Origin of the sequence: Desulfobacula toluolica Tol2, assembly GCF_000307105.1 — a bacterium.
Classification (GTDB): Bacteria; Desulfobacterota; Desulfobacteria; order Desulfobacterales; family Desulfobacteraceae; genus Desulfobacula; species Desulfobacula toluolica.
In genome coordinates this window covers 1,722,725-1,746,238 of sequence record NC_018645.1, presented here as the reverse complement: position 1 = coordinate 1,746,238, position 23,514 = coordinate 1,722,725, and the positions used below count along the sequence as shown (strand labels likewise).

17 protein-coding genes are annotated in these 23,514 nt (G+C 39.5%); 3 read left to right on the top strand and 14 right to left on the bottom strand.

Annotation, left to right across the window (positions count from 1 at the left end):
* Positions 1-60 precede the first annotated feature (60 nt).
* The 4 genes from cbiQ to TOL2_RS07940 are packed head-to-tail and all read right to left on the bottom strand — an operon-like array spanning position 61 to position 2,674.
* Complete coding sequence (cbiQ, locus tag TOL2_RS07955; RefSeq protein WP_014956986.1) at positions 61-816, bottom strand: cobalt ECF transporter T component CbiQ; 756 nt, start codon at positions 814-816, stop codon at positions 61-63.
* Between the two features lies 1 nt (position 817).
* Positions 818-1,294 carry a hypothetical protein gene (locus TOL2_RS07950; RefSeq protein WP_014956985.1) on the bottom strand — a complete coding sequence of 159 codons (477 nt, stop codon included), beginning with the start codon at positions 1,292-1,294 and terminating at the stop codon, positions 818-820.
* Positions 1,291-1,896, bottom strand: coding sequence for a cobalt transporter CbiM (cbiM, locus tag TOL2_RS07945; protein ID WP_014956984.1), 606 nt, complete (start codon positions 1,894-1,896; stop codon positions 1,291-1,293). The genes TOL2_RS07950 and cbiM overlap by 4 nt, the downstream gene beginning before the upstream one ends.
* A 1-nt stretch (position 1,897) precedes the next feature.
* Positions 1,898-2,674, bottom strand: coding sequence for a DUF4198 domain-containing protein (locus tag TOL2_RS07940; RefSeq protein WP_014956983.1), 777 nt, complete (start codon positions 2,672-2,674; stop codon positions 1,898-1,900).
* Between the two features lie 296 nt (positions 2,675-2,970).
* On the opposite strand from TOL2_RS07940, the gene TOL2_RS07935 reads away from it, so the two are divergent.
* From TOL2_RS07935 to TOL2_RS23540, 3 genes are all read left to right on the top strand, one after another.
* The gene (locus TOL2_RS07935; protein ID WP_014956982.1) at positions 2,971-4,737 is read left to right on the top strand and encodes an AMP-binding protein; all 1,767 of its coding nucleotides are present in this window, start codon (positions 2,971-2,973) and stop codon (positions 4,735-4,737) included.
* 142 nt (positions 4,738-4,879) lie between these two features.
* Positions 4,880-6,178, top strand: a complete 1,299-nt coding sequence (locus tag TOL2_RS07930; RefSeq protein ID WP_014956981.1) for an amino acid ABC transporter substrate-binding protein — start codon at positions 4,880-4,882, stop codon at positions 6,176-6,178.
* 14 nt (positions 6,179-6,192) lie between these two features.
* Positions 6,193-8,544 carry a PAS domain S-box protein gene (locus TOL2_RS23540; protein WP_083863530.1) on the top strand — a complete coding sequence of 784 codons (2,352 nt, stop codon included), beginning with the start codon at positions 6,193-6,195 and terminating at the stop codon, positions 8,542-8,544.
* 87 nt (positions 8,545-8,631) lie between these two features.
* Here TOL2_RS23540 and TOL2_RS07920 read toward each other — a convergent pair whose 3' ends face one another.
* The 10 genes from TOL2_RS07920 to TOL2_RS07875 form a co-directional block, all read right to left on the bottom strand.
* Entirely contained in the window at positions 8,632-9,003 is a 372-nt protein-coding gene (locus TOL2_RS07920) for a YdbL family protein (protein WP_014956979.1), read from the bottom strand.
* An 8-nt stretch (positions 9,004-9,011) separates the two neighbouring features.
* Positions 9,012-9,212 (bottom strand): YnbE family lipoprotein, encoded by a 201-nt coding sequence (locus TOL2_RS07915; protein ID WP_014956978.1) that lies wholly within the window; start codon positions 9,210-9,212, stop codon positions 9,012-9,014.
* Positions 9,213-9,226: 14 nt separating this feature from the next.
* Positions 9,227-11,743: an intermembrane phospholipid transport protein YdbH family protein gene (locus TOL2_RS07910; RefSeq protein WP_158406081.1), complete on the bottom strand. Its 2,517-nt coding sequence runs from the start codon at positions 11,741-11,743 to the stop codon at positions 9,227-9,229.
* Positions 11,744-11,786: 43 nt separating this feature from the next.
* Positions 11,787-12,761 (bottom strand): rhomboid family intramembrane serine protease, encoded by a 975-nt coding sequence (locus TOL2_RS07905; RefSeq protein WP_014956976.1) that lies wholly within the window; start codon positions 12,759-12,761, stop codon positions 11,787-11,789.
* Positions 12,758-13,576 carry a putative molybdenum carrier protein gene (locus TOL2_RS24075; RefSeq protein ID WP_014956975.1) on the bottom strand — a complete coding sequence of 273 codons (819 nt, stop codon included), beginning with the start codon at positions 13,574-13,576 and terminating at the stop codon, positions 12,758-12,760. Before TOL2_RS24075 ends, TOL2_RS07905 begins: the two co-directional genes overlap by 4 nt.
* A 182-nt stretch (positions 13,577-13,758) precedes the next feature.
* The gene (locus TOL2_RS23530) at positions 13,759-16,212 is read right to left on the bottom strand and encodes a response regulator (protein ID WP_051012324.1); all 2,454 of its coding nucleotides are present in this window, start codon (positions 16,210-16,212) and stop codon (positions 13,759-13,761) included.
* Positions 16,193-16,786, bottom strand: coding sequence for a chemotaxis protein CheB (locus TOL2_RS07890; protein ID WP_014956973.1), 594 nt, complete (start codon positions 16,784-16,786; stop codon positions 16,193-16,195). The genes TOL2_RS23530 and TOL2_RS07890 overlap by 20 nt, the downstream gene beginning before the upstream one ends.
* On the bottom strand, positions 16,783-17,622 hold the full coding sequence (locus TOL2_RS07885; RefSeq protein WP_198408368.1) for a CheR family methyltransferase: 840 nt from the start codon (positions 17,620-17,622) through the stop codon (positions 16,783-16,785). Before TOL2_RS07885 ends, TOL2_RS07890 begins: the two co-directional genes overlap by 4 nt.
* Positions 17,623-17,642: 20 nt before the next feature.
* Positions 17,643-21,773: a response regulator gene (locus TOL2_RS07880; protein ID WP_014956971.1), complete on the bottom strand. Its 4,131-nt coding sequence runs from the start codon at positions 21,771-21,773 to the stop codon at positions 17,643-17,645.
* Between the two features lie 118 nt (positions 21,774-21,891).
* Entirely contained in the window at positions 21,892-23,160 is a 1,269-nt protein-coding gene (locus TOL2_RS07875; protein WP_014956970.1) for a substrate-binding protein, read from the bottom strand.
* Positions 23,161-23,514 lie beyond the last annotated feature (354 nt).

The following is a 23,514-nucleotide window of genomic DNA, read 5'->3' as shown; positions in this document are numbered from 1 at the left end:
AGCCGGGATAAAAAAAACAAATGTCTTCTAACTTGATTACGCTTGAATTGTCATTCACTGTTAAACCCAGATAATTTCAATTATGACAAGACTTAAGCTTGCCGCAGATACAATTATTAAAAAGCTGGAGTTTAATCTATTTGACGGGTAAACGTCAAGGGTATGAAATTTTTGATTGAATCCACGGCACAACATGGCCTGATAAACTCTCTGGGCTCTGACAGATGCCCTGACAAAAAGCATACCGGCCAGATAAGCAAATGTTTTATAGGAATGCAGATTGGTTCCGGGTTGAAATCCCCTGAATTTAGCTGCCCGCAAAAGCCGTCTGTATTCCGCCTCAATAACGGATATGTACCGGTAGGACATCAGGATCAAAAAAACCATCTTATCAGGCACATGAATTCTATGAAGTCCGTTTCCAAGGGAAGCTATGGTCATTGTGGCAATAAGGGCTGTAAAAAAAAGCAATATGGTGATGGATTTGATGGTTATCTTGCAGCACAATAGAACACCGGGTTGTGTTATTTTCAAGCCATAATATTGATACAGGGGATCTCCGTCAAAGGTTAGCGGAAGAATGATCCAGATCATCAACAAAAACCAGAAAAGGGGTTTTAACCGTTTGAGAACATCAACCGGATTCAATCTTGCCATTGCAATTAAAATCATTGAAATACCAAAATAAATCATTGCAAGATTTAAATTATCACAAAGAGCTGTGGCAACAGACAAGACAATCGAAGCAATGATGCGTATTTTGGGATCCAGCCGGTGGATAAAAGACCGGCCTGATGCAAATTTTTCTTCTATCATTTCAGGATGCTTTCCTTTTTAAAAGCATTATACCCAGAGCCAGCAAAAAGATAATGCCAATGCCACCGATTATTTTAAACACAGACGGATTTTGTTCCAGTTTTTCTTTTTCATCCATGGCTGTCCGGATATCCACAGGTGAAGGAACAGCAACCAGTTCATCTTTGGACAGTCGCCACTGGCCCTTATGACCGGTTCCAGCATCAAGATTTAAAATAAGATCTGAATCAACATTTTCAGGAATCTTGAACACATGGTTTCCATCCTGATCTGTCCGTCCTGTATGGACAACCCTGTCATTTTCATCAACAACGGTTATGGTGCAGTCTTTGGCCTTTCTTTTCGAGCCAAAACTGCTCTCCGTATGAATCATTCCATCCTCCACCCAGGCAAAAATGATCACCTTGTGGGCAATGGCACGGCTTGCAGGAATTATCGCTAAGATAAGGGCTAGAATAAGTGTGTTTTTTAATTTCATTTTTTCTTCAACGGTATAATTTCAGGGTAAACTTTTAAAAGGAATGCCACACAAAAGCCTGTTACAATTCCTTCGATGATCATGACGGGAACATGAGCCATGATAATGGTCAGGCTGGTTTCAAAAAAATTTTTATCCGTGAACCATAAAGCCCCGCCCAACAAAAGAGATGACAACAATATGGAGAAAAAACCTGCGCAAAATCCGGCAATAAAGGTCAACCTTGATGATTTTCCCAGCAGGGGCAAAAAAAGATAATGGGACAGCACGGCCGGCATACCCATCACCACAACATTAACCCCTAGTGCAGTGAGTCCGCCATATTGAAAAAGAATGGACTGAAGCAGCAATGCCGTCAGGATTGCCGGGATTGCTGCAAATCCAAGCAGCAATCCCACAATTCCGTTTAAGATCAGATGGGCGCTTGCCGGTCCGATATTCACATGGATCAGTGATGCCACAAAAAAGGAGGAGGCCAGAATAGCCACATGAACAATGCGGTCGTAATTGATTTTTTTCAGTCCCAGACCGGTTCCGGCAATGGCTATTGCCGCACCGGCAGCCAATACCGGACCGGAAAGAACGCCTTCTGAAATATGCATCTTATTTTTCCTGCCAGTTCTCAAATTTTACCCATAAAACCGCGCCCAACTCTATATCTTTTTCCTGATTATCCTGCATCATTGTTGCATCGGATGTGTTTAACGCTGCAAACCCCCACCATCCGGCAATTGGTGCGGCATAGGTAAACACTCCGTTGCCGTCGGCTTTTACGGCCTGAGTCACCATATAATCTGTTGGTGCATGGGCTTTTTTATCCTTATTATAATATTCCACTTCAACCTCTGCATAGGGAACAACTTTGCCATCCAGCTTTACAATCCCCTGAAACACGTTTCCGGCATACAGACCAAAGGGCTTGGACAACGGCACGATTTCAGTTTTCAGTCCAAGTTCACTGTCCCATCCTTCGTCATCACCAAAGGCTGCCACAATGGTTTTGGTATAATGAACAATAAAGCAATCTTCAGCCGGTTCCCAATAGGGTTTTGGCTCCATTACAAAGGCATAGGCACCTGGTCTTTTTATGGCATACCCGGTCTTCCAGGCGTCATGTCCCATGACTTTGATTGCTTGAAGTTTTCCATTCAAATCCTGTTGTTTACCATCTTTGACCACAAAAAATTTTTCCGGCTTGACCAGCGGCATTCCAACTATTTCAAAGGGATGGGAAAAAGACAGCTGGATATCAACTTGCTTGGAATCATCCTGCATGACCATATTATCTGACGGTATAACCATTCCAAAATGAGCATATGACGATCCAAAAGAAAAAAAGAACATTAAAACAGTTGAACAAATCACATTTAAAAATTTCATTTAAACTCTCCTTAAAAATAAAAAAACCATAAAGGTGACGGCATTATCCTGCCGATAAATCAACCTTCATGGTTTAAATTGTTTATTAAAAAAAATATTTTTTCAAGCTTCTGCTTGAGGTTGGCTTTACTTATCCTTTCATGATCCAAATGTCAACGGATAAAACAACAAACCTCTGTTCTTAAGGCTACAAAGCCCTGTTAATGTAAATTTGCTAAATACACCCTTTAAAAAAGATGCTATAAAGAAAAAATTTTTAATCTTACAAAGAAACAATAAAATTGCAGGAATATTTTATGGAAATGAAAAAATTTTACAGAGCGGTCATGGAACTCAATCAGATGGATGACAATGAACAAAAAGAAAAGGCTGCCAAAGCATTCTTTGAAAAATTAAATTTCATGGAGTTCCCTGAATATTTTAATTGGGTTGAAGAAGTTTTTGATAATATACATGTCAAAGAAAGAGGAGAAAACCTGGCACTGCTCTGGACGGATATTGTTACAAAAGAGACAAAACGCTATACATACAAAGAATTTTCAGCAAACGGAAACAAATGCCTTAACTATCTTCGAAATGCAGGCGTGAAGCAAAGCGACAATATGTACATGATGGTTCCCATTGTCCCTGAAACATGGTTTGCAACTTATGCCGGCATAAAAGGCGGGCTTGTTTCAGTGCCTACGGCTACGACCATGACCATGAGGGAACTGCAATACAGATTTGAAACCTATGAACCGGATGTTATCATCTCTGATCAGTCTTTTACCGATTTAATGGATGAGGCTTTAACCGTAACCGGGATCACCCCCAAGACAAAAATCGTACTTGGCACCAAACCGGGATGGACTAGTTATGCCGACATTGAAAATGAATCAGCAACAGCCGAGGCTGCAAAAACCAAAGCCCATGATCTTTTGTTCTGTTTTTTTACTTCCGGAACCACAGGACTTCCCAAACGGGTTGGACACAGTGCAACCTCATATCCTGTGGGGCATTTGTCCACATCCGTAATGATCGGGGTTAAACCGGATGATATCCATCACAACCTCAGTGCGCCAGGATGGGCAAAATGGGCATGGAGCAGTTTTTTTGTCCCCCTGAACGTTGGTGCGGCTGCAACAGGGTTTAATTTTACAACCCTTGACGGAAATCAATATCTGGAAGCCATAGCAACAAACAAAGTCAGCACGTTCTGTGCGCCGCCAACTGCCTGGAGAATGTTCATTAATATGGATATATCAGCATATGATCTGTCCTGTCTGCGCCAGTCCATCAGTGCGGGAGAACCCCTCAATCCAGAGGTTATCATCCAGTGGAAAAAATTCACCGGCACTGAAATCCGTGATTTTTACGGACAGACCGAATCTACGGCAATGATCGGCAATCCCCCCTGGATGACAGGAAAAATGCGTAACGGATCATTCGGATATCCGTCGTTTATGTATGATGTTGCTCTGATTGATGATGAAGGAAATGAAATTTTAACCCCTGACGAGCCCGGTCATATTGTTGTAAAACTGGATAAATTCAAATCCAAAGGCCTGTTTACAGAATATATTGGAAGCCCTGAAAAAATGAATCAGGTGTTTATTGACGATTATTACTATACCGGGGACCGCGCCTCATTTGATGCAGACGGGTACTGGTGGTTTGTAGGCCGGGCAGACGATGTGATCAAGTCCTCGGACTACCGTGTGGGTCCGTTTGAGGTTGAAAGCGCCCTGGTTGAGCATCCGGCCATTGGTGAGGCCGCTGTTATCGGAAAACCCGATCCAAAGAGGCATCAGCTTGTTAAAGCCTATGTTATCCTGAATCAGGGATTTGAGCCTACAAGGGAACTGGCCCTGGATCTGTTTAAACATACCATTGCAATTCTTGCCAAATTCAAAATTCCCAGGATCATTGAATTTGTTCCGGAGGTTCCCAAGACCATCAGCGGTAAAATAAGAAGAATAGAGCTAAGAGAACAGGAACTCGCACGACTGGAAGACAAAGAAGAAACAAGCCCCAACGAATATTTTTACTGGGATTTTCCCGAGTTAAGTTCAAAAAACAAATAAATCAGCAAAAATATTGTCAGTCCAGCACACTTTTCCGTGGAAAAATAATCCTTCCATTGCATTATTGAGCTGGACTGATTATTATATCCAGCCCTGTTGCCATGGAATGTTATTCATAATAATATTTTCTCTGGAGGCACGAATGCAAAAAAAAATATTTTTTTTATTCTTTATCGCCATAGCCCTGGGCTCCACTCTTATTTTTTTAAGCCGAAAAACAACTGATCCCACCGAAAACAGAGCAATATATCACAATGCCTTCTTTTCTGCTGATGACAGGCTTTCACCACTTCAAAACCCTTTGGACAGAAAAACAATCAATTTTGGTGTTTCAATTTCAAAAACAGGCCGGTTTTCCGTAGAAGGTAAAAATGTAATTCAAGGTTACATGTTTTGGCAGGAGCATGTAAATAAAGCCGGCGGTATTAAAATTGGAGCCCGATCATACCGGGTAAACATTAAATCTTATGATGATAAAAGTAATATTGAAACTTTAAAAAAAAATATAACCAAGCTGATAAAAGAAGATAAGGTTGACTTTATTTTAGGGCCGTTCTCCAGTGACTTTAATTTTGCCGCCAGTCAAATAACGGAAAAAAACGGTATCATCATGATAGCGTCCGGAGGTGTGTCAGACTCTATTTTTACTAAAAACCAGCATTTCACATTTGCAACTCAAACCTCAGCCAGCTGGTGGTTTAAAGAATTTTTCAACCTGATGTCACAAGTCAGACCCGCTCCCAAAACATATGCTCTGATAATGCCTGATAAGCTGTTCACCAGAAGTGCGGCCAAAGGGGTTCGAATATGGGCTGCCTCTCAAAAAATTCAAGAAGTATATTATCAAATCATTGACAAGCAAACAGATAATTTCACCCCCTATCTGCATGAAATGGCGTCAAAACAACCTGATATTATAATATTAACCAGCCATTATCAGGACGCTGTGAACTTCAGCAAACAATTGTCAAAAATAAAACAACTGAAACCAAAAGCAGTTGTCATGACCATTGGGCCTTCTGAAACAAATTATGTTCAGGATGTTGGTGATGATTCAGAAGGGATGATAGGCATTGCACAATGGGCTCCCCAAAAATCATTTAAAGGGCCTGTTTTCGGTACGTCAAGGGATTATATGAAAGCATTTAAAGACGAATACGGCCGACAGCCCAGCCAGCAGAATGCCACATCAAGTGCATGCGGAGTTATTTTTCAGCTGGCCCTGGAAAAATGTACTGCCCTGAATTCAAAAGAACTGATAAACAACATCAGAAATATGGATGTGGAAATATTTTACGGACGGATAAAATATAATTCAAGGGGAATGAATATCGGGCATCAAATGGCGCTTGTGCAAATTCAACAGGGCAAAATGAAAACCATATGGCCCCCGCAAGCATCTGAAAGCACCATTAATTATCCCCTTCACAGCAAATATTAAACAAAGCCGCTCATATGAAACAAGATAAATGGGTTACGCAAAATAGAATGTTTAAACGAGGTACAGGTCTGTTTGATAAAATCTTAATCTTACACCTTTTTTCAACAACTGTTTTATTCCTTATTATAATAATTTCATATTACTTTATTGAAAAAAATGATTCCGACAATAGTTTGTTAAAAAAATCCATTTTAATACATGATCTTTTGGAAATTTCATGTATTGATCCCGTTGTAAGCACAATTGCATACGATAGAATTAACCCTGCCATTGAAACATTGTATAAAAAGAATCAAGAAATTGTTTATATTGAGATATATGATGACACAGCAAATATAATAGCTTGCGTCGGCAACATTCCGGCGCATCACCTGGATATCGAAAAAATAGTCCACCTGTCCAGAAATCAAAACCTTTCCAAGCTGCAGATAAATAAAAATTTTTATGAACTGATCACCCATTTAAATATTAAAGACCGCCATATAGGGCTTATACGAATAGGAGTTACAAAAGAATATCTTCAAACACAACTTGAAAAAAATATTCTGTATTTTCTCGGTTCCTTTATCATTGCCATTGCCCTCACCAGTCTTGTTTTTTATTGTTTTACCAACAAATGGATTGTAATGCCCATTATTAAAGTCAGCAATATAATGAAAAATTATGGGCATGACGCCTTGCCGACTCTTTTTGACAATATAAAAAAATACAACAACTCAATAACAAAAGATGAAATAGGAGTGATGTCCATTGCTTTTGAGCGGATGATTTCATCCATCATAGACCGAACAAGGGAAAAAGAGAAAGCAGAAAAGCGTTACCGATTAATCGCAGAAAACGTTTCAGACGTAATATGGACAATGGATATGAACCTTGTTTTCACCTATATAAGTCCTTCAATCCAGCAACAAAATGGATATACAGTTGAGGAAGCAATGAAAATGCCGATAAAGGACATAATGCCTCCAGACTCATTCAAAAAGGCAACAAAACTGCATCAAAAAAAACTGAAAAGCATTGAATCAGGTGATCCTGATGGCTGGGAGTCCACCATATTTGAAATAGAACAATACCGCAAAGACGGTACAACAATCTGGACCAGCATTAATATAAAATTTTTACCTGACTTACACCTGCAACCTGCAAGCATTCTTGGGATAACCCGCAATATCACAGATCAAAAGCGCGCAGAATCAGCACTTGCAAAAAGTGAGCGCAATTACCGGGAAATATTCAACGCCACCAGTGATGCCTTATTTATATTAGACAATGAAAAAAACAGGTTTTTTGATGTAAACATGTCTGGATTGACTATGTTTGGCTATGAAAAACAAGAACTATTGAAATGCACTGCTACAGATATAAGTTCAGGAATTCCTCCCTATGATCAGAAAGGTATTGATGAAAAAACAAAAAAGGCAGTGGAGGAAGGATCGCATATATTTGAATGGCAGGCAAAGAAAAAAAATGGAGACATATTCTGGACGGAAATAAATCTCAAGTTTTCAAAAATCGGTAATAAAGAAAGGATGCTGTCAGTTGTCAGGGATATTAATGAACGTAAAAAAACCCGGGAGATGATTGTGCAATCGGAAAAAATGCTCTCCGTAGGCGGACTTGCCGCAGGCATGGCCCACGAGATCAATAATCCCCTGGCAGGTATGATGCAGACCGCAGATGTAATGAGCAAACGCCTTACCAATATTGAGATACCGGCCAATATGCGTGCGGCAGAAGAGATAGGTATTAATATGAATGATATCAAGGCTTTTATGAAAAAAAGAGGCATCCTGCGCATGATCAAAACCATTAACGAATCCGGCGCACGAATGGCAACTATTGTCAATAACATGCTAAGTTTTGCCAGGAAAAGCGACACACTGGTATCGTCATATTCTCTTTCGGAACTCATAGACAGAACCCTGGAGCTTGCAGCCACTGAGTTTGATTTAAAAAAACATTATGATTTTAAAATGATTGAGATTAAAAAAGAGTATGATGACACTGTACCACCTGTCCCCTGTGAACGGGCAAAAATCCAGCAGGTTCTTCTCAATATCCTGCGCAACGGTGCGCAGGCAATGCAGGAGAATCAAACCCCAAACCCTTTGTTTATTGTCCAAACACATTTTGAAAAAAAGCGAAAAATGGTTTCCATGACAATACAGGACAACGGCCCTGGAATGGATGAAAAGACCCGCAAACGGGTGTTTGAACCATTTTACACCACCAAACCTGTGGGGATCGGCACAGGCCTTGGGCTGTCCGTATCCTATTTTATCATCACTGAAAACCATGCAGGAGAAATGAGTGTGGAATCCACACCCGGTTCCGGGGCCAAATTTATAATCCGCCTGCCAATATAGCCAGGAACTTCAATCTTAAATACTCAGCTTTTCAAAACACTTCTTTCAGATCATCAAAATTCCGGATCATCAAAATTATTGTTGAAATCACTTTTTTTGCCATGACCCATCAGGATTTTGAAAAAATTCTCCCGGGTCTGCCTTTTCTGCTTTTCGCTTGGCCTGAATTTTTTCAACAACTTCCAGTGAAGTATTCTGCTGTTTTGCAAAGTGAGTGTAAATGGCTTTCCTGTCTTGATTTTCAGCGGCAATAACATCTTCCAGTTCCCTGGCAGCGGTGACAAATCCAAGATAGCCTCTGTTATCTTCTCCTATAATGCCTTTTGCTTTCAAACCTGTAATTGCAGGCAGCCGCTGTTTCATTCTTTCTTTAATGCCGGCTGCAAAGGCAACCTGGAATGATATAAAAAAGCAGACCATCAGTAAAACATATATTTTTAAAATATTGCGCATATTCATACTTTCTCCTATTCTTTTATTTCATCTTCAGCCGCTTCAAGGTCATCGAAAAAGTCATCAAGGGCTTTTTCAACCCTGACATTCACATCAATGGTAATGTGAATGGGCTTGATTTCAACAGGCTTCACCTCAATTTCATGGCTTGACTGACATCCTGCAAAGGCAAAAAGAACAATGAACAATGCCATGAAAAAAACTTTTCCGGACATACGCTCTCCTTTTTTTAATTTAGGATTGATTTTAATTTATTACCAAATTTCATCACTTCATTAAAGGGAAGATTTAAATTCACATCCAGTTTTATTCCCTGGAAACTTGATCCAGGACTTGATGCATCCACCCGGATAAATCCTCCCAACTCTTTTCGATATTCAAAGGGTAATAGTTTCGACGGTTTTCCATCAAGCTCCATATTCACATAAAGCATGTCTTCAAATGAATTAAATATAAGTTTTGCCCATTTATAATCAAAATCCTTCAAAGCTTCCTGAGCAATATCGAGTTGCACAAACTGCGGACTGTCCATTGGAATACCCGCTGTAATCCTGCCGGCATTCTCAATCATCACCTTTCCCCCACTTCCCGGAGTTGAGAATAAAAACCCATTGTCAAATGCAATATTCCCGTCAGAATAAATCACGGGAATTCGTCCATTTAATGTGCCGGTTCCCTGGGAATTAAACAAGCCCATCTGTTTTAACAGCTGTGTCAATTCCAGGCGATCACAATAAAGGGTTAGAAAATAGGCATTGTTTTTCTGGGGAAACCTTATGGATTCCGATGAAACAAGGCCGTTACACCACTTGAACCGGATGTTTTCAATGAGCAAAGAGCTGGCATCTTCCAGACTGAATCGAATTTTTGCATCCGCTATTTTGATCTTGTTCACTTCAATTGAATCAATGGTTAACATCTGACCCGGAACAGTTTCCGGCACCAGCAGATCATTGAAATCCACTGTGGTATTGATGCCTGTTGCAGTAAAGTTCATATCCGGCATATGTATTTTACCATCATTTATGTTCACCTGCATGGATGTGTTTAATTGATGATGACTATAATCAGCCTTTCCATTGGCCCAGGCCGTTATTTCAATATCGGCGGAATCAAGCTTTTGAGGAATCAATTTTTTAATATCCTCATAAGTTAACTTAACAGGATTTGTTTTAAAATCCAGGGATGCCCAAAGCCCTTTTTCAAACCCGATAATTGAGCTGAATTGAGCTGTTACATCCTTCACTGTCTTAAAATCAAGCCCTCCGCTGACACGGAACTCTTTTGAATCGGTTTGAAAAATTCTACCTCTTGTGCTGAAGTTATGCTGGTTATTGTATGAAATTGCCGGAATAAAATATGTTCCATACGACCTTTTACCGGTATTGGGATAATGGATCGGAATTTTAAAATCAATCCCCGAAGCTTTGATATTGAACTTTGAAGATCTCAGGTTGCCTTTGGAAGCCTTTAATATCATATTACCGGAAGGAATGTTGTTCCTGTCAAAAAAGAACACTCCTGACCCCTCTGCCAAAGGAAAGGCTGATTGCACCAAATCCGATTTGATTTTGACCTTGTTTGCTGCAAGCATCCATTTTGAACTTAAACCTTTTCCTTTACCTGTAAGATCAACATCAATATCCAACGATAGTTTTGTATCGGCAAAAGCAAGTTCCTGTTTTTGATTTTGAATGCGGCCTTGTTTCAAATCAAGGCTTATTTTACCCTTCCCTTTTGACTGCGTACCACTGAACCCGGCTTTAAATTCAGGCTGTTTGATATCCACAAGAGTTGATCCATGTGCAAATTCACAATGTTGTATTTTACTGTTTTCAAGTGTCACATCAAATTTATGATCTTTTTTCAAATCAATTGTCACAGCGTATTGCATCCGGGTTAGCGGCAGCATAGGCCAGGCGATGTTAAAAGTGCCACCCGCACTTATTTTTTTATTGTCAATCAAAAAAGTGGCGGCAACATCAGCAACAGACATCTCAACAGGTTGCCCGACAACAACTTGGGAAATATGCATATCCCATTTCTTTTGAAGTGAAGATGATACCAGGTTAAAATCAACCGGACCTTTTAATTGAACACCTTTTGTTTTTTGGGAGAGCAATGTGTTCATATGTTCTAAGTCAAATGATTTTCCTTCAAGTTTTAAAAACTCAACCCCCTTATGCAAATCATATGTAATACGAATATTGAGTTTTTCGCCAAAAGGATATAATAAGGCCCGGACAAATATTTTTTCATCTGTTGCGCTCAGGTTGGACAACACATCAAACGGAATCAAGAACTCATCATCAAATGCGTGTAAAATAATTTTAGCATTCTGCAAGACAATTTTTTTTGGCAGAAAAGACAGCAACGATGTATCCGGCTGTCTGGTTTGATCTTTTGATGTGCCGGGAATCGTAAATCCATGAATTTCAAACTGATTATTATCATCAAGACTTGCATGAACATTTAATCCCGATACGGTCATTTCACTCAAATGAATGGACGGCAAATTAATACCAGGCAAATATTTGATATCATAATCATAAAATCCATAATCAATATTAAGCAAATCAATAAAAATCCCTTTGCCTATGCGAATTTTGGAAATAACAGTATTTGAAAAGCCTATTTTTTGTATATCAAATTCTATATCCTTGGAATTTAAAACCTGCTGCAATTTTTCTTTGATTTTGGGTTCCACAATATGGGGAAGATTGAGGAAAACAAAAAACAAAACCATAAAAAAACCCAGGAAGAGAAAAAAAACGATTTTTATAGCTTTTTTAAAAAACATTTTTGATATTCACTGTAAGATACATATCCCCTTTGATACCGCCTGGAAAAACCCTTCCCATTCCGGAAAGCCGTAAACGGGTTCCGTGTTTCACTCCGGGAGGAATCCTGACCTTGTAAAGGGGTTTATAAAATCCCCATGGAATCGTCACCATTTTATTGACACCGGTAATGGCTTCAATGGATGTGATTTCAATATCTCCAAAAAGATCCGAGCTGTCCGGCGTGTTTGATGTAACAATCATTTGAAGCTTTGGGGTTCGCTTTTTAGCGGTAAATTGACTGATTTTTTCTCTGGTGCCTGTTTGAGGCAGTGTTTTGTTAACCTTAACCAATAAAAGCCCTGCAACAAATCCTCCAATATGTGCCCACCAGGCAATACCCGATCCGGCACTGCTGCCGGCTGCATTGAAAAACTGGATTAAAAACCAGACTCCCAGAAAAAGAAAGGCGGGAATTTCAACAAACCAGGGAATAATGATAATTGGAATCACTGTTAAAATCCGTGATTTTGGATACAGCAGAAAATAAGCCCCCATAACACCGGCAATAGCACCGCTTGCGCCAATTGTCGGCACCACGGATACAGGGTTTAAAAAAAAATGGAAAAATCCTGAAATAATGCCGCAAATCAAATAAAACCCTATAAATCTTAATGATCCGAAATATTCTTCAACATTGTCCCCGAAAATATATAAAAACCACATATTCCCAATAAAATGGAAAAACCCGCCATGTAAAAACATATAAGAAAAAAAAGAAAAAAATTGATTGGCCGTTGAAAAATGCCTTGATACTTCATGTACCGTATATTTAGCCGGAACCAATCCGTAAACATAAAAAAATGCCTCATTATCCAGCCCGATTTGAAGTTGCAGCAAGAATACCGACAAGTTAATGCCCATGAGAAGATATGTCACGACAGGAAAACAATTGGATGGCTGATTATCCCGAATAGGTATCATTTAACTACTCTTAATATATGGTCTGTTTCAAGATATTTCTTAAACCGTTTTAAAATTTCCATAACAGCATCTTCAATGGTACAGGTATTATCCTCTGTCTTGGAACAACAATCGTTTAAAAGTTCCTGATTTCCACTGTCAAATCCCATTTTATGCCTTAAATAGTCCAGCAGGGTAAAATACAGCATATGGATCTTTTGACAATCAAATTTTGCAATAAATATCCGGGTCTTGAGCGGCAGGTCGTCACAAAACATGACAACAGCCTCTTCAATGGTTTGAGGGAAACTCTCTTTAGCCGGGCCACAAGGAATGCAGTCGTAGATGCCATTGTCCTGATCTATGTCTGAAAAAACAAGGTACAAAGTGACCTCAAGAACAGTTTTTACATCCTTGTATATCCAGGGGTGATAGCTTAACCTGGGGCCTGCAACATTCAAAATCCGAATTTTATTTTCCATTATAAATGATTTTAAAATCATGGCAGCCTCAAATTCATCTGTCTTTAAAAGATCGATATAACAATTGGGTTTACCAAGAACGTTTGCATAGGTCTGTGTCAACTTTGATCCGCCGGAAAGATTCCCCCGTGAAATAATAACTGTCCCATGGGAATCAATAATATTTTGTTTTGTTCTTTCCCGGTAATCAGTGGTCTCCATTTCAACCAATTGATATTTCATTGGCAAAGGCCCTTGTTCGGTTATTCTGCCCTTTGGAATCCACCCGCCATGTTCAATATTGAATTTAATGGCAAAATCTAATGCCGCCCTGTCCGCACCGGTTTGTCCGCCTGAAATTATTTTTTTCAACATTTTAATAGTATCACTGCCTTATAAGAATTTTTTTCTATAACTGCCACGGGCAGTATTAGTCTTTCACCCATGTTTGCCCACAAAAAAACATGAAAGTCACTGTTTGGATTTGATAAGACTTTCATATAAAATACCAGTGAGAAGTATAACTTCAATAAAACTATAACTTCAATAAAATTTTATTATTTTAAATTTTTCTTCAGCACCTCACGTATTTTATCGGCAAAATCCTTCATTACAATCGGTTTCATTAAAAAACCCTTAATTCCCAGAGCCGCTGCTTTTTCTTTAGAAATGGCTTCGCTGAACCCGGTGCAAAGCAATATCGGAATATCAGGGTTTATTTTTATCAACTGCGCCGATAATTTATCTCCTGGCATATTGGGCATAGCCATATCAGTTATAACCATATCAAATTTATCGGGATCGGCACGAAAAATTTCAAGAGCTTCAATACTGTTGGTCCTTGAAACAACTTGATAACCCAACCGTTCCAGCATCTGTTTTTCCATTGTAACAATATCTTTTTCATCATCTACAAGCAGAATTTTTTCATTCCCTTTTTTTATTGGACTGTTATTTTGAACAGGCTGTTCTTTATAAAACTTCTTAAATATCGGCAGATAAACGTAAAATTGAGTACCTTTGCCAGGCATGCTGTCAACCCGTATGGAGCCTTCCATGCTTTTAACAATACCATGCACGACAGAAAGTCCCATTCCTGTGCCCTTCCCTTTTTTCTTGGTGGTAAAAAACGGATCAAAGATTTTTTCTATCAAATCTTTATTCATACCTGTGCCGGTATCGGCAATTGTCAAGCAGGCGTAAAGCCCCGGTTTTATATCCAAACTCAGCACATCCTGATTGCTCAATTGAATTTGATTCAAGTTTACGTTCATCTCTCCACCGGTCGTCTCCATGGCGTGATAAGCGTTTGTCGCAAGATTCATCACAATTTGATGAATCTGAGTCGGATCAGCTTTGACTTCACCACAATCAGTATTAATATCCTGTTTGATTTCAATTGTTGTGGGAATTGTCGATCTGATCAATTTTAATGCTTCTTTTATAATAGGCTGCATCTTCATCAATTTCAATTTACCACTCCTTTGACGGGAAAATGTAAGGATCTGTTTCACCAGATCCTTAGCCCGCATGCCACCGGAATAAATTTTATCCAGACTATCACGAAACGGACTGTTTTCAGGGATATCCTGCTGCAGCATTTCAGTATAACCGATAATCGGGAACAGTATATTGTTGAAATCATGGGCTATCCCCCCGGCCAGGGTGCCGATGGCCTCCATTTTATAGGCCTGGCGAAGCTGTTTTTCCACTTCCAGGTCATGGGTAATATCTCGTGCAATACCGATCACATATTTGGTATTTAAAGGAACGCTGCTCAGCTTGGCAATCCTGCATGTACCATCCGGCCGGTAATAGGTGACCCTTCCAAGCTCCCTGACTTCACAGGATTCGGAAATAGCGGCAAGCAGATTATCTGCATCCTTTGATGTAATATCACGGGTGGTCATCTGCTTTAGCTCATCCAATGTTCGTCCGGTAAGATCAAGAGCGGCTTTATTGGCATCTGTGTAACGGCCCGTGGCTCTTTCTGCAATAAAAATAGCATCGTTTGTTTTCTCAAACAGGGTTCTGTATTGTCTTTCGCTTTTTTGCAATGCTTCAAACGCTTCTACCGCACGCATGGTTTCACAGCTGTACGAGGCCAGTATGATGCCGATTTCCTTATCCTGTTCGGTAAATGGCGGTTGGGTTTTACTGTGAAGGGTCAAAACCCCGGACACCTTCCGGGAAGTTCCAAGAATCGGAAAAACCAGAAGTGAACCATCCAGATATCCGCCCCAGCCACTGGACTTTATGGTATCATTTTTTGCAACATCATCCACAAGAGAAGGCTTTCCGCTTTCCAGAACCTGCCTTAAAATCGAAAACTCATCCAAAGGAAACGATAAATAATCAGGGGCATGGCCCGGATCAAGGCAATGCAAAAGCCGCAGACCGTCCTCTTCTACAAAATAGAGACTTCCGCCTGAAGCGGTCATGTGACTTGCAAATTCCTCAAGCAGCTTAGGTCCGAAAGAACTGATTTCAATACAACCTGTCAACCCCTGTGTTGTTTCAACAATTTTTCTGAGCCTGGCATTATTGTCTGAAAGATGGGCGTTTGCCCTCTCAAGTTCCAAGGTTCTTTCCCTCACAAGCTGTTCAAGCCCGCTTTTCATTTTATAGATCTCCAGAAATACTCTTACCTTGCTCATCAGAATAAATTCATCCAGCGGTTTAAATATAAAATCAACAGCTCCTTTGCTGTATCCTTTGATCTCTTTGGCATTGTCCCTGTCAATTGCAGTGACAAAAATAATGGGAATATTTTCAGTGCGCTCGTCATCTTTTAAAATTTCCGCTACTTCATAACCGTTCATTTCAGGCATTTGAACATCTAAAATAATCAGGGCAAATTCATTATAAAGAGTGGTTGAAAGAGCGTCATTGCCGGAAACAGCCCTTATGATATCGGCATCAAGCTTTTTAAGTATCTTTTCAAGAACAAAAAGATTTTCAGGATTATCATCCACGATAAGTATTTTAGGTCTATGACTTGCATCCTTCATGATCATCCTCCAATAAACCGGTTATGAAAGAAGGGATATCTTCCAGGGATAAAATAAAATCAACACACTGTGTTGCAATTGCCGAACCAGGCATCAGATTCACCTCTGCCGTGTTCGGGTCCTGTGCTATTGTCAGCCCTTTGTTTGCTTTTATGATCCTGATGCCGTTACTGCCGTCACAACTTGCACCTGTAAGAATGATTCCTATCAGATGAGGGCCAAAAGCCCGGGCTGCCGTTTCAAACAAAACATCAATCGAAGGCCTTGCATAACACACAGGTTTGTCCACTGACAGGGAAAGAGTGTAATCTTTTTCAACAAGAAGATGATAATTACCTGGAGCAATATAAATTTTTCCGGTTTTTAATTGTTCCTTATCCTCTGCCTCTTTAATAATAAGTTTAGACATTGTGTTCAGTGAGTTCACAAAAAAATCATCGCCTGCCGGCATTCCATGGTGAACAATGATCACAGGACAGGAAAAATTTTTTGGAAACATGGGAAGCAGGATATTAAGTGCCTTAAAACCACCTGCTGACACTCCCATAACCACGGCATGAAAATCAAATTTCATCTTTTTTCTCCCGGACAGGTTTTTATTTTTTTTTGAAAAATCCTTTGTTTTTTAACAACAGGCACAAAAAAATATGAGATATCTGAAAAATCAATGGTTTCACGGCTTCCCAAACAGAGAAACCCATGATTGCAAAGACTTGTTTTAAAAAGTTTTAACACCCTTTCCTGCAGGTCTTTGTTAAAATAGATCAATACATTTCTACAAAAAATCAGGTTCATCTCCCCGAATACATTATCGGTTGCAAGATTATAGTTTGCAAAAACAATATTTTTCTTAAGGGATCTGTCAATAATAACGGAATCATAATCCGCATGATAATACGTTCCAAACGACTTTTTACCGCCTGCTCTCTGGTAGTTCAGGGTGCTTTTTTTTATATCATCACCTGAATATATTCCCTTTTGTGCTGTTTTAAGTACTATATCGTTAAAATCAGTTGCATATATCAGGGATTTTTCATACAAGCCTTCCTCTTTGAGTACAATTGCCAGCGAGTATACCTCTTCACCCGTGGAAACTCCCACTGACCAGACCTTGATAAAGGGAAAGGTCTTAAGATATGGCATCACCTTTGTTCTTAAAGATAAAAAAAATTTTGGATCACGGAACATTTCAGTGACATTTACGGAAAGATTATACAAAAAAGAACTGAAAAACCTCTTGTCATGAATAATATGAGGGATCATGTCTGAAATGTTTTTAACTCCTGCATCAGACATGCATTTTTTTACTCTTCTTGTAAGGGATGCACCTGCATACTGGCTGAAATCATAACCGTATCTGAGCCGTACAGCCTCCATGAGAACCTTTATTTCTATCTCTTCATTATCCATATAATTCACACCACCCAAGTCTACGAATAAAGCCATATTCTGAGCATGGTCAGCAATTTTGACGTGTCAATAGGTTTGGACAGATAATCGTTTGCCCCGCATTTGATGCATTCCTCTCGATCCGATTCCATTGCTTTTGCAGTTAAGGCAAGGATGGGCAGGCTCTTAAATTCCTTTTGTTTTCTGATTTTTTTCATGGTTTGATAACCATCCATCACCGGCATCATAATATCCATCAGAATAATATCCGGTTTTATGCCTTGATCAAGGATATCAAGAGCTTTTTGCCCATTATCTGCAATCACGACATCCATGCCTTTGGATTTTAAAAACTTGTTGAGCGCAAAGGCATTTCGCATATCATCATCCACCAGTAAAACTTTTTTTCCTGGCAGTATGGATTCACGCTCTCTTAAGCTTTGTATTATTTTCTTATGATTTTCCGGCATATCCTTTTCCACACGGTGCATGAAAAGGGCTGTTTCATCCAGAAGTCTTTCCATGGACACGGCACTTTTCAAAACAATGCTGGAAGAATATCTTTCAAGTTTTTGTGTCTCTTCGCGGCTTAAGTCACGACCCGTATAGATTATCACTGGAATTTTTTGCACAACAGGATCGGTATTGATGATGTCCAGCAATTCAAACCCTGTGATATCGGGAAGCCCCAGATCCAGAATCATACAGTCAAATTTCTGTTTTTTTAACAGCCCAAGGGCCTTGTTCCCGGTTTCAACGGCAACTGCATTGATGTCATTGGTTTTCATGAGCTTGAGGATGCTCATTTTAAGCTCTTTGTCGTCTTCAACAATAAGAAGTTCTTTGACATCGCTTGCCAGGACACTTTCAATCCTGTTGAGCGCTTTTTGAAGGCCCCTGGTATCAACAGGCTTGGTAAGGTATCCCACAGCCCCTTTTTCAAGCCCCTGCCGTGTATTATCAAAAGCCGACATGATATGCACGGGGATATGCCGTGTGGCCGGATTATTCTTGAGTTCACTTAAAACCGCCCATCCGTCAATACCGGGAAGCCCTATATCAAGTATGATGGCAGTGGGTTGATGTTCGATTACAAATTTAATCCCTGTTTCGCCGTCTGATGCAATAATACTTTCATAACCGTTTTTTTGGAAAAAAGCGGCCAGTATAGCGGAAAATTCATTATCATCTTCAATAATCAGCATGGTTTTGCCAGGGAAGTATGCCTCTTGTGTCACCAAAATTTCTTTTTGGCTCTCTTTTTTTTCAGAAATTGTTTTAAGTTCTTTTGTTTTTTTCTTTTCAGGCGGTAAAGCAATTTTTTCATCCGCATAAATTTCAGGAATATAAAGGGTGAAAAAAGACCCCTTGCCGGGCGTACTCCTGACTTTAAGTTCGCCTCCTATGAGAATGGCAAGCTCACGGGATATGGACAGTCCAAGACCTGTTCCGCCATAGCGTCTGCTAATGGTTCCGTCAACCTGTTTAAACGCCTCAAAAATGAGCTGCAGTTGACCATGTGGTATTCCAGGGCCTGTGTCGGCAACACAAATGGCTATTGTTTTTTTTCTGTCCCGATCTTTTGCGTCAAATTTCACATCAGGATCAGGCCGGGAAATAATAAGTGCAACAGACCCTTTTTCAGTAAATTTAACGGCATTTCCCATAAGGTTTCTGATGATCTGGTTCAGCTTGAGTTCATCTGTGGTAATTGTTTTTGGCAAATTTTGTTTTAAATCCAGTTTAAACTCGATCCCTTTTGCTTTTGCCATGTGCATAAACTCTGTTTTGCAATTGGCACCAAGGCTCTCAACGCTGATTTTTGAGATATTAATATCAATTTTTCCAGCCTCAATTTTTGAAAGGTCAAGGATGTCATTGATCAGGCGTAAAAGGTTCTGTCCGCTTCTGTGAATGGATCTGGCGGATTCAACCTGTTCTGCTGTGAGGTTTTGATCTTCATTTTCCGCAAGCATATTGGCAAGAATCAATAGACTGTTGAGCGGTGTTCTAAGCTCGTGGGACATATTGGCAAGAAATTGGGATTTATACCGGGTGGCAAGTTCCAGCTGTTCTGCTTTTTCTTCAACCTCTCTTTGCTTTATCTTAAGGGAGGTATTCTTTTTTTCTATCTCATTTTTCTGGGCTTCAAGAATTTCAGTTTTTTCTTCAAGTTCTTCATTACTGGCCTGTAACTCCTCCTGCTGGAGTTGCAGTTTTGATTCTGATTTTTTTAAAATAACGGTCTGTTCTTCAAGTTCTTCATTTGCCGCCTTTAGCTCCTCTTGTTGTTCCTGAAGCTCCAAAGACTGTTGTTTTGTTTGCTCCAACAACTCTTCAAGCTTTTCATTAAACATGGCTGTATTTAATGCAACTGCCAGAATATCACCCGCAAGTTCAATAAAATCGATCTGAAGTTTTGTAAAAGATGAGACCATACCTATTTCAATCACTCCCTTGACATCCTGTTCAAATATAAGAGGCAGAACCAGAATGTTTTTTGGCACTGCAGCTCCAAGAGAAGATTCAATTTTCATATAATCATTTGGCACTTCAGTAAAAAGAATTCGCTGTTTTTCCAATGCCGCCTGCCCGGTAAGACCCTCACCAGGTTTAAACCGGTTCATAAAACCTTTTCTTTGTCTGAAGGCATAATTTGTTATAAGAACAAATTCCTCTTTTTCAGTATCCCTGACAAAAAAAGTAGCCACTTGAGCGCCGACATATTTGGCAATACATGTGATTGCTTTTTGACAAAGGGTTGTCAGATTTCTTTCTCCGCTTATAGTGTTGTTAAGGTTTGCCTGGCCTGTTTTCAGCCAGTCCTGACTGCTTGTTTCAGTATCCGCTTTTTCAAGGGTTGCAAGCATCTTGTTCATGGATACGACCAGATCATCTTTGTTTGAATCAGGTGTAAATCTGAATGAAAACTCTTTTTTATTTATGGCATTCTGCAAATTATTAAAGATCAACCGATACTTTGACTCGCTTTTTTTAAGGATACTGGATGACTCGTTGATCTGCTCCAGCATGGCATTAAACCGTTCTGCTAAAAAACCGATCTCATCTTTTGAAGTCAAACCTGCTCTTACGTCCATATCCCCTCTCTCAGAAGCTTCAAGAACGCGAACAAGCTCTCTTGTTGAGCTGGTAATGGATTGAGCAAGAATAAAACAGATCAAAAAGATAACACTGCAGCCGATACCTGCGACAGCAACAGCAAAACCCACAATCTTACGAAAACTTGAAAGAATATCCTTTTGCGCTACAAAAACAGCAAGATAAATATCCGGTTTAAAATCCCCTGTTTTTTTCAAGGTCAAAAAAGTTGATGCCATAATCAGCGGCTTTGATATAACATATTCCACACCACGTTCAGTTGAAATTTTTACAGCCTTTTTGTCTTTTGCAGGCTTGATTTTTTCAAGAGATCTGTCAGGTGAAAGTCTGCGATTTAAAAATTCTTTGACTGAATGACTGATAATGATTTGAGTGTTCGCGTCAATCATAGCAATATGACTGCTTTTAAATCTGTTTTGAATCATCTGAACATACAACTGGTCAATCATTCCCTGGATTATTGACCAGTCAAGGTATGCAAGAAAAAATCCATTCTGCCTGCCTGAAGAATCTCGTGTTTTAAAACTATAAAGAGCGGTATATGAATTCTGCCAACCGTTTTTTTTTACGAAATCGTTTTTCACAAGAGACACACTGTGATCATTGCCCTCTTTTAATTGAGCAGTCTGTGTGACAATGGTTCCTTTTAAGGTTTTAATATCCATAAGTTCCGTATCTTCGCGAAAAGCTGCCTCAAGAACTTTTCCATTTTCATCTGTAAACAAAAGCAACAAGAATTCAGGATAATTTTTCATCAAAGAGGAAAAATACTCTTTCAACTCTATGATGGTGTTAAATTCAATTGCCATGCCGAACACATCATCTTCAGTCCAGTTGATAAAAACTCTTCCCCTGGCATTAAAATATGCGTTCAGTCTTTCGGAACAGTTTTGAGCGGAAAGCGCCATCAGTCGGCATGCAGTCTGAATCGTATTCTCACGGGTAGGGTAATAATTAATAAAAACTATGATTATCATGGGAATTACTGCAATAAAAAAACCGATAAAGATCTTGGATCTTATGGTTCCTTTAAAAAAAGTTCCAATATTCATTGCCTTCACCTTATCCTTGTGTTCCGCATGTTATCATACAGCACAACAAACCATATGAACCGCCATACCTTTTTAGTTAATTCGGTTTGTTCAGTTCGGTTTAATCAATTCGGTTTGCTCAATCAGGCAGTTTTTCCAAATCAATTGGCATGCCTGAATTCAGGCGCAAAGCATTCCATTCTTCTCGCGTGCGGACAGCTTCTTCTCCTGTCATTTTTTCAATAATTTCAAAATAATCCAGATGAAACCTGTCTTTTATGACATCAATTTCAGGTTTGCATTTTACAGTGAACACACTCTGCACCGACTGGTGGTCAAACTTCCGCCACATTTGTTCATCTTTTAACGAAACATAATTGTGGCCTTCAAGGCTTCTGATCACTGCGGAAGAATCAAAGGAACCAGCTCTTTCAACTGCTTGCTTGTATTGATATAAAATTGTATAAGCACAAGCCCCGGATGTGGACGGATATCTATTATACCTTTTGACAAATGATTCAACAAATTTTTTTCCTTTTGGATAATCATAAAGATACGGCACTTGCCAGCACCAGGCAAGCGTTCCGATAACCCCTTCCATAACTCTTGGTCCACCATCTTGTGCCATCCCAAGGGTAAGATTTGGAACGATAATTTGAATTTTCTTTTCAAGTCCGAGAATTTTTACCTGCCTGATTGCCGTACTCATATTCCTTCCAAAAAGAACCAGTACCAGGACGTCCGGTTTCAACATCCCTGCAAACAGGATTGCTTTTCTAAATTCTTTTTCTGTTGCATCAGGAAAGGATATTTTTATGCCTTTGTGTCTCTCTTTGTCTTTGGTTCCTGTAAAATGTCTTACAGAAGATTCTGTTGTGTCTCCCCATGTGTAATCTGCTGTGATGTAAAAATATTTTTTTTGTTTTGCAGGAAAATGCTTTTTAAGATAACTGCCAATGGCCTTGGCTCCCATCCATGCATTATAGCATTCGCGGAATGTATGGCGATGGGCATGTGTTCCTGTTGTTGCTGTTGAATAGGTCAAAGTGCCAAAAAAGATGATCCTTTTTTCCTGGCACAATCGGCTGGCTGCCAGGGCAACATTGCTGGCAGAGCCTCCAAAAACCATCTTTACCTGCTCATTATCAATCAAGTCCGTGACATTTGAAATTGTTGTATCAACCCTTGATTGGGAATCGCGCCAGACCACTTTCACCTTTTTTTCCAGGATACCGCCGTTTGAGTTTATTTCATTCACAGCAAGTTCTGTGGCCCTGATCTGATCAAGGCCCTGAACTGAGTATGGGCCGGTTCGTGGATAATTCAAACCTATTTTAACTATTTTGTCGTAGGCATACCCGTTTACAGACCACAAAAAAACAACTGAAAGTGCTAATGAGAATATCAATGACAACCTCCGCAATGACCTTTGACATCTCGTCATCATCTCCTCCCTATTTTCCCAGGCTGGTGATTTTCGCCACAAACAAACTGATCTTTTCTTTCAACAAAGATCAACCAAAAAAACACCTGAATTATTATTTTGACATCTGAACAAGAAAAACAAAAACACGGCTGAACAATACAGAATTTTATTTTTTAAAAAGGCAATAAGCTTAGGTATTCAGGACAATTTCTATAAATTCAACATACACCATCTTGTGTTGCAAAACAAATTGATTTTCAAGAGACATGACGCCAAAAAAACAACACACTAAAAAAAACCTTTCCTATATTAGCGGTAAATAGTATAATTTTAACC

Excerpts from the sequence above, each read along its gene's own strand:
- TOL2_RS07910 (WP_158406081.1), bottom strand. The coding sequence starts at position 11,743 with ATGGTTTTGTTTTTTGTTTTCCTCAATCTTCCCCATATTGTGGAACCC.
- TOL2_RS23540 (WP_083863530.1), top strand. The coding sequence starts at position 6,193 with ATGAAACAAGATAAATGGGTTACGCAAAATAGAATGTTTAAACGAGGT.
- cbiQ (WP_014956986.1), bottom strand. The coding sequence starts at position 816 with ATGATAGAAGAAAAATTTGCATCAGGCCGGTCTTTTATCCACCGGCTG.
- TOL2_RS07905 (WP_014956976.1), bottom strand. The coding sequence starts at position 12,761 with ATGATACCTATTCGGGATAATCAGCCATCCAATTGTTTTCCTGTCGTG.
- TOL2_RS07935 (WP_014956982.1), top strand. The coding sequence starts at position 2,971 with ATGGAAATGAAAAAATTTTACAGAGCGGTCATGGAACTCAATCAGATG.
- TOL2_RS07950 (WP_014956985.1), bottom strand. The coding sequence starts at position 1,294 with ATGAAATTAAAAAACACACTTATTCTAGCCCTTATCTTAGCGATAATT.
- TOL2_RS07940 (WP_014956983.1), bottom strand. The coding sequence starts at position 2,674 with ATGAAATTTTTAAATGTGATTTGTTCAACTGTTTTAATGTTCTTTTTT.
- TOL2_RS07930 (WP_014956981.1), top strand. The coding sequence starts at position 4,880 with ATGCAAAAAAAAATATTTTTTTTATTCTTTATCGCCATAGCCCTGGGC.
- TOL2_RS23530 (WP_051012324.1), bottom strand. The coding sequence starts at position 16,212 with ATGAAGGATGCAAGTCATAGACCTAAAATACTTATCGTGGATGATAAT.
- TOL2_RS24075 (WP_014956975.1), bottom strand. The coding sequence starts at position 13,576 with ATGTTGAAAAAAATAATTTCAGGCGGACAAACCGGTGCGGACAGGGCG.
- TOL2_RS07915 (WP_014956978.1), bottom strand. The coding sequence starts at position 9,212 with ATGTCCGGAAAAGTTTTTTTCATGGCATTGTTCATTGTTCTTTTTGCC.
- TOL2_RS07920 (WP_014956979.1), bottom strand. The coding sequence starts at position 9,003 with ATGAATATGCGCAATATTTTAAAAATATATGTTTTACTGATGGTCTGC.
- cbiM (WP_014956984.1), bottom strand. The coding sequence starts at position 1,896 with ATGCATATTTCAGAAGGCGTTCTTTCCGGTCCGGTATTGGCTGCCGGT.
- TOL2_RS07890 (WP_014956973.1), bottom strand. The coding sequence starts at position 16,786 with ATGAAATTTGATTTTCATGCCGTGGTTATGGGAGTGTCAGCAGGTGGT.
- TOL2_RS07885 (WP_198408368.1), bottom strand. The coding sequence starts at position 17,622 with ATGGATAATGAAGAGATAGAAATAAAGGTTCTCATGGAGGCTGTACGG.
- TOL2_RS07880 (WP_014956971.1), bottom strand. The coding sequence starts at position 21,773 with ATGAATATTGGAACTTTTTTTAAAGGAACCATAAGATCCAAGATCTTT.